Annotated in this window: 9 protein-coding genes; all 9 read left to right on the plus strand. The window is 37.0% G+C overall.

Annotated features, from left to right (window positions below; genetic code table 11):
* Window positions 1-148: 148 nt before the first annotated feature.
* The 9 genes from sucC to codY all read left to right on the plus strand — a co-directional run bounded on the left by sucC (window position 149) and on the right by codY (window position 10,740).
* Window positions 149-1,309, plus strand: coding sequence for an ADP-forming succinate--CoA ligase subunit beta (gene sucC, locus HF990_RS03275; protein WP_016837429.1), 1,161 nt, complete (start codon window positions 149-151; stop codon window positions 1,307-1,309).
* An 18-nt stretch (window positions 1,310-1,327) separates the two neighbouring features.
* Complete coding sequence (gene sucD / locus HF990_RS03280) at window positions 1,328-2,230, plus strand: succinate--CoA ligase subunit alpha (protein WP_016837427.1); 903 nt, start codon at window positions 1,328-1,330, stop codon at window positions 2,228-2,230.
* Window positions 2,231-2,350: 120 nt separating this feature from the next.
* Window positions 2,351-3,232, plus strand: coding sequence for a DNA-processing protein DprA (gene dprA, locus HF990_RS03285; RefSeq protein ID WP_016837425.1), 882 nt, complete (start codon window positions 2,351-2,353; stop codon window positions 3,230-3,232).
* Between the two features lie 108 nt (window positions 3,233-3,340).
* A complete protein-coding gene (gene topA, locus HF990_RS03290; RefSeq protein WP_016837424.1) occupies window positions 3,341-5,419 on the plus strand; it encodes a type I DNA topoisomerase in 2,079 nt (692 codons plus the stop codon).
* 19 nt (window positions 5,420-5,438) lie between these two features.
* Window positions 5,439-6,752 (plus strand): FADH(2)-oxidizing methylenetetrahydrofolate--tRNA-(uracil(54)-C(5))-methyltransferase TrmFO, encoded by a 1,314-nt coding sequence (gene trmFO / locus HF990_RS03295; RefSeq protein WP_016837423.1) that lies wholly within the window; start codon window positions 5,439-5,441, stop codon window positions 6,750-6,752.
* 280 nt (window positions 6,753-7,032) lie between these two features.
* Window positions 7,033-7,932 carry a tyrosine recombinase XerC gene (xerC, locus tag HF990_RS03300; RefSeq protein ID WP_016837422.1) on the plus strand — a complete coding sequence of 300 codons (900 nt, stop codon included), beginning with the start codon at window positions 7,033-7,035 and terminating at the stop codon, window positions 7,930-7,932.
* Between the two features lie 25 nt (window positions 7,933-7,957).
* Entirely contained in the window at window positions 7,958-8,494 is a 537-nt protein-coding gene (gene hslV, locus HF990_RS03305; protein ID WP_040764442.1) for an ATP-dependent protease subunit HslV, read from the plus strand.
* Window positions 8,494-9,882 carry an ATP-dependent protease ATPase subunit HslU gene (hslU, locus tag HF990_RS03310; RefSeq protein WP_016837420.1) on the plus strand — a complete coding sequence of 463 codons (1,389 nt, stop codon included), beginning with the start codon at window positions 8,494-8,496 and terminating at the stop codon, window positions 9,880-9,882. The genes hslV and hslU overlap by 1 nt, the downstream gene beginning before the upstream one ends.
* Window positions 9,883-9,960: 78 nt before the next feature.
* The gene (gene codY, locus HF990_RS03315) at window positions 9,961-10,740 is read left to right on the plus strand and encodes a GTP-sensing pleiotropic transcriptional regulator CodY (protein ID WP_016837419.1); all 780 of its coding nucleotides are present in this window, start codon (window positions 9,961-9,963) and stop codon (window positions 10,738-10,740) included.
* Window positions 10,741-10,965 lie beyond the last annotated feature (225 nt).

Consider the following 10,965-nt stretch of genomic DNA (forward strand, 5'->3'; position numbering starts at 1 on the left):
AAAATGCTTATTTTACGCGAAGTAGAAAAATATGTCGAAAATTAAGAAAAATACGAAAAAAATGCGAACATAGACAATGGGTTACTGTTTGATTAAAATAGTATTGGTAACAAACTATTTCCCAAATTGGTGAATTGGAGGATGGCAAATGAATATCCATGAATATCAAGGTAAGGAAATTCTTAGGAATTATGGTGTAGCAGTTCCAAACGGAAAAGTTGCTTTTTCACCGGATGAAGCAGTTAAAGTTGCAAAAGAACTTGGATCAAATATCACAGTGGTGAAGGCTCAAATCCATGCTGGTGGACGTGGGAAAGCCGGCGGGGTAAAAGTAGCCAAAAATTTGGATGAAGTTCGTGCATATGCGAAGGATTTATTAGGAAAAATTTTAGTTACGCAACAAACAGGTCCACAAGGTAAGGAAGTAAAACGCCTTTATATTGAAGAAGGTTGCGAAATTAAAAAAGAGTACTATATCAGTTTTATTTTGGATAGATCCACTTCGCGCATTACTGTTATGGGTTCAGCAGAAGGTGGAATGGAGATTGAAGAAGTAGCAGAAAAATCACCTGAAAAAATCTTTAAAGAAGTAATTGATCCGATAACAGGATTATTACCATTCCAAGCAAGAAGATTAGCATTTAATATGGAAATTCCACCAAAGTTAGTAAATCAAGCTGCTAAACTCATGATTGGATTATACACTGCTTTTGTGGAAAAAGATGCTTCTATTCTTGAAATCAATCCACTTGTGCTAACAGAAGACGATAAAATTATGGCGTTAGATGCGAAATTTAACTTTGATGCAAATGCTCTTTATCGCCATCCTGATATCGTTGAATTACGTGACTTTGATGAAGAAGATCCAAAAGAAATTCAAGCATCAAAGTACGATTTAAACTATGTATCATTAGACGGAAATATCGGATGTCTTGTTAATGGTGCAGGTCTTGCGATGGCAACAATGGATACAATCAGCTATTATGGAGGCTCTCCAGCCAACTTCTTAGACGTTGGTGGCGGTGCAAATACGGAAAAAGTAACAGAAGCGTTTAAAATTATTCTTTCTGATCCGAACGTAAAAGGTATTTTTGTAAATATTTTCGGGGGCATTATGAAATGTGATGTCATCGCTGAAGGTGTAGTAGCAGCAGCGAAGCAAATAGGGTTAAATGTTCCGTTAGTTGTTCGTTTAGAAGGAACAAACTCTGCTCTTGGTAAAGAAATACTAAATAAATCTGGATTAAATATTATCGGAACGACTTCAATGGCTGAAGGTGCACAAAAAATTATAGAACTCGTAAGGTAAGAAAGGCTGGGGAGAACAATGGCGATTTATGTAAATAAAGATACGAAAGTAATTGTTCAAGGTATTACTGGTGAAACAGCTTTATTCCATACAAAACAAATGTTGGAGTACGGTACAAAAATCGTAGCAGGGGTAACACCTGGTAAAGGTGGACAAGTAATCGAAGGAGTACCTGTATTTAATACGGTAGCTGAGGCAAAAGCAGCTACAGGAGCGAATGCATCTGTTATTTTCGTACCGGCGCCATTTGCTGCTGATGCGATTATGGAAGCAGTAGAAGCTGAATTAGAATTTACATGCTGTATTACGGAACATATTCCAGTATTAGACATGGTGAAAGTTAAGCGTTTTATGGAAGGGAAGAAAACGCGCTTACTAGGTCCAAACTGCCCTGGATTAGTAACAGCTGAAGAATGTAAAATCGGTATTATGCCTGGATATATTTTGAAAAAAGGTCATGTTGGTTTAGTATCCCGCTCTGGTACTTTAACATATGAAGCAGTACTTCAATTATCAGATGCTGGTATTGGCCAAACAACTGCTGTGGGAATTGGCGGTGACCCTGTTAACGGTACAAACTTCGTAGATGTATTAAAAGAATTCAATGAAGATCCGGAAACATACGCAGTTGTGATGATTGGTGAAATTGGTGGTACAGCTGAAGAAGAAGCAGCAGCATGGATTAAAGAAAATATGAAAAAACCGGTTGTAGGATTTATCGCAGGTCAAACAGCACCTCCAGGAAAACGAATGGGACATGCTGGTGCGATTATTTCTGGCGGTAAAGGTACAGCAGCGGAAAAAGTTAAGGCGATGAATGATGCGGGAATTGAAATCGCTCCAACTCCGTCTGTTATTGGTGAAACATTAATTAAAGTATTAAAAGAAAAAGGGCTATACGAAAAATGTAAAACCCATTAATATAAAGAGTGTAGCGCATCTATTTGCGTTACACTTTTTCATTTCTTTATTTTATAATATTTTTTGGACAATTCTTTGTGCGGTCACGAAAAGGATATGTTCTACTATAGGAGGTGTAATGTGAGCTCATTTTCAATTGATGAGTTGATTACCCTCCACTATGTTTACCCACTTCCACTAAATCAATTTCACAAATTATTAGATGAAATTTCCTCCCTTCATGAACTGCAATTTTTATCGCCTACAAAATTAACGTCCATTCTCCAAATTTCATCGGAAAAAGCAGAAAAAATCCTAACTAATTATAAGAGAATGTTAAAGAAAAATTTGCTTGATGCATATAATCATGAAGGAATACATGTAATTCCTTATACCGATCCAAATTATCCCCTATCTCTATTTACATTAGTCGATTCACCTACTGTGCTTTATGCGAAAGGGGATATTTCTTTATTAACTAGAAGAAAAATTGCTATTATCGGTTCTAGAATGGCTACACAATATACTGTGAAAGCGCTGGAGTCGATTGTTCCACCTTTAATTGAAAAGGATATAGTTGTCGTTAGTGGATTGGCAAAAGGTGCAGATAGAATGGCTCATGAGGCAACTATTCGATACGGCGGGAAAACGATTGGTATATTAGGGAATGGATTATTTCATATTTATCCTAAAGAAAATAAGAAATTAGCTACGATAATGGCTAATCAACACTTATTGGTAACGGAATTTCCACCCTATGTTGGTCCCAAAAGGTGGCATTTTCCACTCAGGAATCGTATTATAAGTGGTATTAGTGAAGCGATTGTAGTAACAGAAGCTACGGTGAAAAGCGGTACGTTAATTACTACAGATCATGCTTTAGAACATGGAAAAGATATATTTGTAGTACCAGGCCCTATTGATTCAAAACTTTCAGAGGGAACGAATCGATTGTTAAGAGAAGGAGCAATTCCTGTATGGAGTGGTCAACAAATTTTAGATGAATTAAATTTGTTTTTTTAGGAAATATATTGAAAAAAAGTTGCATTATTAGTCAAACTGTTATACATTTTGCAACAGGAATTTCTTTAAAAATATATAAAGGTGCCTCTAGTGAGGAGGAAGTTGAAGATGGCAGACTATTTAGTGATAGTAGAATCACCAGCGAAAGCGAAAACCATTGAACGATATTTAGGAAAAAAATATAAAGTAAAAGCATCCATTGGACATGTAATTGATCTTCCGAAGAGCCAAATGGGGATTGATACGGAAGATAATTATAAACCTAAATATATTACCATTCGTGGAAAAGGGCCTATATTACAAGAGTTAAAAACAGCTGCGAAAAAGGCGAAAAAAGTGTATCTTGCAGCCGACCCAGATCGCGAAGGTGAAGCGATCGCATATCATTTAGCAAAAGCTTTAAATATCGATACTGAAAGCGATTGTCGAGTAGTATTTAACGAGATTACGAAAGATGCGGTGTTAGAATCTTTTAAACATCCGCGTCCAATTAATAAGCATCTTGTGGATGCTCAACAGGCTCGCAGAGTATTAGACAGGCTTGTTGGTTATAACATAAGCCCAATTTTGTGGCGAAAAGTGAAAAAAGGATTATCCGCAGGACGTGTTCAGTCCGTTGCAATGCGGTTGATTATCGATAGAGAAAATGAAATTAAACATTTCGTTCCAGAAGAATACTGGACAATAGAAGGAAAATTTGAAAAGAATAAAAAGCAATTTGAAGCGCTTTACTATGGAGATGAAAAGGAAAAAGTAAAGCTCACAAATCAACAACAAGTGGAAGAAATTTTAAAAAAAATAGAGGGATCCGAATTTGAAGTTGTAAATGTGACGAAGAAAGAGAGAAAAAGAAATCCTGCTCCAGCGTTTACAACTTCATCACTTCAACAAGAAGCGGCGCGAAAATTGAACTTCCGAGCAAAGAAAACAATGATGATTGCTCAGCAACTTTACGAGGGTATTGATATTGGAAAAGATGAAGGTACGGTCGGTTTAATTACGTATATGCGTACCGATTCCACACGTATTTCGGATGCTGCAAAAGCAGAAGCAATTCAATATATTCACGATAAATATGGCAAAGAATATGTCTCTGAAGAAATTCCGAAGGCGAAAAAACAAACAAATGCTCAAGATGCTCACGAAGCGATTCGACCAACAAGCGTGTTAAGAACACCAGACCAATTGAAAGATGTATTAACTCGTGATCAATTGCGTCTGTATCGTCTCATTTGGGACCGATTTGTAGCAAGTCAGATGGCTCCAGCTATTCTAGATACAGTATCTGTAGAATTAAAAAATTCTGGCTGTATTTTCCGAGCAAATGGATCTCAACTGAAATTTTCAGGATTTATGAAAGTATACATTGAAGGAACTGACGATCAAACGGAAGAAACAACCAAAATACTTCCAGAGTTGCACGTTGGAGACAAAATCAAATCAGTTGAAATCATTCCAAAGCAACACTTTACACAACCACCTCCACGCTATACGGAAGCCAGACTTGTGAAAGAATTGGAGGAACTTGGAATAGGAAGACCATCCACCTATGCTCCGACTGTGGACGTTATTCAAAGACGTGGTTATGTGCAACTTGATAATAAACGTTTTGTCCCGACGGAGCTTGGAGAAATTGTCCATTCATTGATGATGGAGTTTTTCCCGGAAATTATCGATATTGAATTTACCGCGAAAATGGAAGCTGATTTAGATAAAATTGAAGAAGGAAAAACTGATTGGATTCAAATTATCGATAATTTCTATAAAGAATTTGAAAAACATGTAAAGCATGCTGATGAAGCGATTGAAAAAATCGAAATTAAAGATGAGCCTGCTGGAGAAGATTGTGAAAAATGCGGAGCACCAATGGTATTTAAATTAGGCCGTTATGGAAAATTTATGGCTTGTTCCAATTTCCCAGAATGTCGAAATACAAAGACGATTACAAAACCAATCGGCGTAACATGTCCAAAATGTAAAACTGGAGAAATTGTGGAGAGAAAAAGTAAAACGAAACGCATTTTTTACGGTTGTGAAAATTATCCTGAATGCGATTTTGTCTCATGGGATAAACCGATCAGCAGACCTTGTCCAAAATGTAGTTCATTATTAGTTGAGAAAAAAGTGAAAAAAGGTATTCAAGTACAATGTACAAATTGTGACTACGAAGAACAACCAACACAATGAAGTTAGGAAGATGATAATTATGACAGAACAAGTAGTAAATGTAATTGGTGCAGGACTAGCAGGAAGCGAAGCGGCATGGCAGATTGCAAGCCGTGGTGTAAAAGTAAAACTTTATGAAATGAGACCTGTAAAACAAACACCAGCTCATCATACAGACAAATTTGCAGAATTAGTTTGTTCCAATTCATTGCGAGCGAATGCGCTTACAAACGCAGTTGGAGTAATAAAAGAAGAAATGAGAATGATGAACTCATTAGTTATTAAAGCTGCTGACCAGGCTAGCCTTCCAGCAGGAGGCGCTCTCGCAGTCGATCGCCATGAATTTTCTGGATTTATTACAGAACAATTAAAAAATCATCCTCTTGTTGAAGTAGTTAATGAAGAAGTAACGGAAATACCTGAAGGCATTACGGTAATCGCAACTGGACCATTAACTTCTGAAACTTTGGCTAAGAAAATTCAACAATTGACAGGTGAAGATTATCTCTACTTCTATGATGCTGCTGCCCCAATTGTTGAAAAAGATAGCATCAATATGGATAAAGTGTATTTAAAATCACGTTATGATAAAGGAGAAGCTGCATATTTAAACTGTCCAATGACAAAGGAAGAGTTTGAACGATTTTATGATGCTTTAGTAAATGCAGAAGTAGTCGAATTGAAAGAATTTGAAAAGGAAATTTACTTTGAAGGTTGTATGCCGATTGAAGTGATGGCAAAGCGTGGACCGAAAACATTATTATTTGGTCCGTTGAAGCCAGTCGGATTGGAAGATCCAAGAACTGGCGAACGTCCATATGCGGTTGTACAACTACGACAAGACAATGCAGCTGGCACATTATATAACATTGTTGGATTCCAAACTCATTTAAAATGGGGAGCGCAAAAAGAAGTATTTCGATTAATTCCTGGTTTAGAGAATGTAGAGATTGTTCGCTACGGGGTAATGCATCGTAACACATTCATTAATTCACCGAAAGTATTAAAGAAAACTTATCAATTGAAATCTCGTTCTAATTTATTCTTTGCTGGTCAAATGACGGGAGTGGAAGGCTATGTTGAATCGGCTGGAAGCGGACTTATTGCGGGAGTGAATGCAGCCCGCTTGGCACTTGGGAAAGAACCGATTGAATTCCCAATTGAAACGGCGTTAGGTAGCATGGCCCGCTATATTACTGAAGCAGATCCAAACAACTTCCAACCGATGAACGTTAACTTTGGTATCTTCCCGGAATTAGGTGAACGAATAAAATCTAAGCAAGAACGAGCATTAAAACATGCTGAGCGAGCAATTGAAACAATTCGGAATTTTATGAATACTCAAACTATATAATTGATTTTAGCCTCTAAATGTTGATATAATGTTTAGAGGCTATTATTTATGTCATCATCTTTGAATAAACGTGGATAAAAAAGGTTAAATTTTTAACAATTTGTGAAGGGAAACTGATTTTTTACAAAATTACTGATTTTTTGCTTGATATATCTCGAAGTTCGGTATACAGTCGAGAATGGATGTTTTCACTGTATGTGTTCCAATAAAGAAATGACGAAAAATATGCCCTAAATGCCGCATTTTTCTTCATGGTACTTCGAAATAGAGGTGACCCAAGTTGAATATTCAACCAACAAAAGCTTTGGATGAGTTTCTCCGAGTAATTCAATTGGAAAAAAACTTTTCTGTTCATACGGTAAAGGAATATGAACGAGACATTACCCAATTCCTTACCTTTTTAAGAGCAGAAGGAGTTGACGATTTACGCGAAGTGGAGTATATACATGCAAGGTTGTTTGTGACCAAACTATATGAAGAAAAACTGTCTCGTACAACAGTTTCTAGAAAAATTTCTTCCATTCGCACATTTTTTCGTTTTCTAAATCGAGATTATGGGATTGACCTTTCGCCTTTTCTATCTTTATATCATCCGAAAAAAGAAAAATTACTACCCAATTTTTTTTATGAAGATGAACTTGCACAGTTATTTGAAGCAAATGCAGGCGACGATTTAAAATCACTACGCAATATGGCGCTACTTGAATTACTATATGCTACAGGAATTCGTGTAAGTGAGTGCACATCGATTGAATTAGACGATATCGATTTTCATTATTCCATTCTTCGGGTGATGGGAAAAGGGAGGAAAGAAAGAATTGTTCCATTTGGGCAATATGCTCATGATGCTTTAATAAAATATATCAATGAAGCAAGACCATTGATTATGAAAAATAATAAGCACAACAGGTTATTCGTGAATATGCGTGGAGGCGAACTTACTGCTCGTGGTGTCCATTATATTTTAAATGAAATGATTCAAAATGCTTGTATGCATACGAAAATTTACCCTCACATGTTAAGACATACCTTTGCGACGCATTTATTGAATAATGGGGCAGATTTACGTACAGTTCAAGAATTGCTAGGACATGCGAATTTATCCTCCACTCAAATTTATACACACGTGACGAAGGAACACCTTCGAAGTACTTATATGAAGGCGCATCCAAGAGCATAATGGTAGGGAGGAATAAAAATTGGAAATGCACGCTACTACGATTTTTGCCATTCATCATAATGGCAAATGTGCAATGGCAGGAGATGGGCAAGTTACATTAGGGAATTCCGTCGTTATGAAGCATACAGCTAGAAAAGTGAGAAAATTATTTAACGGGCAAGTATTAGCGGGATTTGCGGGTTCTGTTGCTGATGCGTTTACGCTGTTTGAAATGTTTGAATCCAAATTGAATGAATATAGCGGCAATCTGCAACGAGCAGCTGTTGAAGTAGCGAAACAATGGCGTGGAGATAAGATGCTCCGACAATTAGAGGCACTATTACTTGTCATGGACAAAAACACGTTGCTTCTTATTTCCGGTACTGGCGAAGTAATTGAGCCAGATGATGGAATACTTGCAATCGGCTCTGGAGGAAACTATGCTCTTGCAGCAGGGAGAGCTTTAAAGCAACATGCGGGGCAGCATATGACAGCGGAAGAAATTGCAAAGGCGGCCCTAACAATTGCAGCCGATATTTGCGTTTATACAAATCATAACATTATTGTGGAGGCGCTAAACTGATGACGACACTTACGCCAAGACAAATTGTAGAACAATTAAACCGATATATTGTTGGTCAAGATGCTGCAAAACGGGCAGTAGCGATTGCATTAAGAAATAGATACCGGAGATCGCTTCTTAGCGATGAACTAAAAAGTGAAGTGATTCCAAAAAATATATTGATGATTGGTCCTACCGGTGTCGGTAAAACGGAAATAGCAAGAAGAATAGCTAAGTTAACAAATGCTCCGTTTGTCAAAGTTGAAGCAACAAAGTTTACCGAAGTGGGCTATGTTGGCCGAGATGTGGAATCGATGGTTCGGGATCTTGTTGAAGCTTCCAGAAGACTTGTGAAAGAAGAGATGATGGAAAAAGTTAAAGATCAAGCAGAACAACAGGCTAATGAAGTGTTAGTAAAATTGCTTGTTCCTTCTAAATCTAAGTCAAAAATGACGCAAAATCCATTTGAACTTTTATTTGGTGGACAAAAAACGGAAAGCCAAACGGATTCTCAAGAAGAAACTGAAATTCGATTAAAACGTTCTAAAGTAAAGGAAGACTTATTAGCAGGTAAACTGGAAGACGAATGGGTAACTGTAGAAGTGACTGAACAAAATACAGCATTTCTAGACATGATGATTCCGGGAATGCCTGAACTAGGCTCTAGCGGTATGCAAGATATGTTATCAAGTCTTGTGCCGAAAAAAACGAAAAAGCGTCGCATGAAAGTGAAAGATGCTCGTCGGGTATTAGCAATCGAAGAGGCGAACAAATTAATCGATTCCGAAGAGCTAGCGCAAGAAGCGATTAAACGTGCAGAACAATCTGGAATAATCTTTATCGACGAAATTGATAAAATTGCAAGCAGAGGTCAGCATTCGTCTGCGGATGTTTCGCGTGAAGGAGTACAAAGAGATATTCTCCCAATTGTAGAAGGATCAACAGTGACGACAAAATATGGACCTGTTAAAACGGATTATATGCTCTTTATTGCTGCAGGAGCTTTCCATATGTCGAAGCCGAGTGATTTAATTCCAGAGTTACAAGGTCGTTTCCCGATTCGAGTAGAGTTGGATAAGTTAACAAAAGAAGACTTTGTTCGGATTCTAAAAGAACCTGATCAATCTCTTATTTTACAATATAGAGCCTTGCTTGAAACTGAAGGCGTATCTATTGATTTTTCTGATGATGCAATTGAACGCATTGCGGAAATTGCAACGGAAGTAAATCAAGAAACGGATAATATTGGTGCACGTAGATTGCATACGATTATGGAGCGATTATTGGAGGAGTTATCTTACGAAGCACCTGAAATTGCTCCAACACATATTCAAATCACTCGTTCATATGTAGACAAAAAACTTGGTGAAATTTCAAAGAACAAGGATTTGTCACAATTTATCCTTTAACATGAATACTTTAGCAAATAAGTATAAAGCATTTTCTACGATAATAATTGAACAATGTAACCCTAGGAGGCAATTAATATGGATTTATTAACAAAAACTAGAAAAATTAACGCATTGTTGCAAAAAACAGCTGGAAAACCAGTTAATTTCAAAGAGATGGCAGATACATTAGGTGAAACGATTGATAGTAATGTATTTATTGTTAGTCGAAAAGGGAAATTATTGGGGATTTCCATTCATCAAAAAATCGAGAATGACAGAATGAAAAAAATGTTAGAAGAACGTCAATTCCCTGAAGAATATACAAATAGTCTGAAAGACATCAATGAAACATCTTCAAATATTGATATCAATAGTGATTATACAATTTTCCCTATTGAAAACCGCGATATTTTCAAAAATGGTTTAACGACAATTGTGCCTATTATCGGCGGTGGTGAACGTTTAGGTACGTTGATTTTAGGGCGTTTAGAGGAACGATTCGGTGACGATGATTTAATTTTAGCAGAGTATGGTGCGACGGTAGTCGGCATGGAAATTTTGCGTGAAAAAGCTGAAGAAATTGAGGAAGAAGCTCGCAGTAAAGCAGTCGTGCAAATGGCTATCAACTCCCTTTCTTATAGTGAATTAGAAGCAATTGAACATATTTTTGAGGAACTAGATGGAAATGAAGGTTTACTCGTTGCATCTAAAATTGCTGATCGTGTTGGTATTACGCGTTCAGTAATCGTTAACGCATTACGTAAACTTGAGTCTGCAGGAGTAATTGAATCAAGATCTCTCGGCATGAAAGGAACATATATTAAAGTATTAAATGATAAGTTTTTGACGGCTTTAGCTGAAATTAAAATGAAATAAGCAAGTTCTTCCTATACTAGAATAATGAATTCATAACAATATTGTTGTGTAATAACTACAACTATTAAAAAGGTCTCATTATTAATGAGACCTTTTTATTTGTGCGCCCGGCATGTACATGAACTATAGGGTGTAAGTCCCGAACCCCGAAGACAGAAGTAGAGGTTAGCCAAGAGCAAGGGTGTCCGTGGTGACGCGGAATCTGAAGGAAGCTGGAGGCAAAAC

This window comes from Ureibacillus thermosphaericus, from assembly GCF_012396605.1.
Classification (GTDB): Bacteria; Bacillota; Bacilli; order Bacillales_A; family Planococcaceae; genus Ureibacillus; species Ureibacillus thermosphaericus.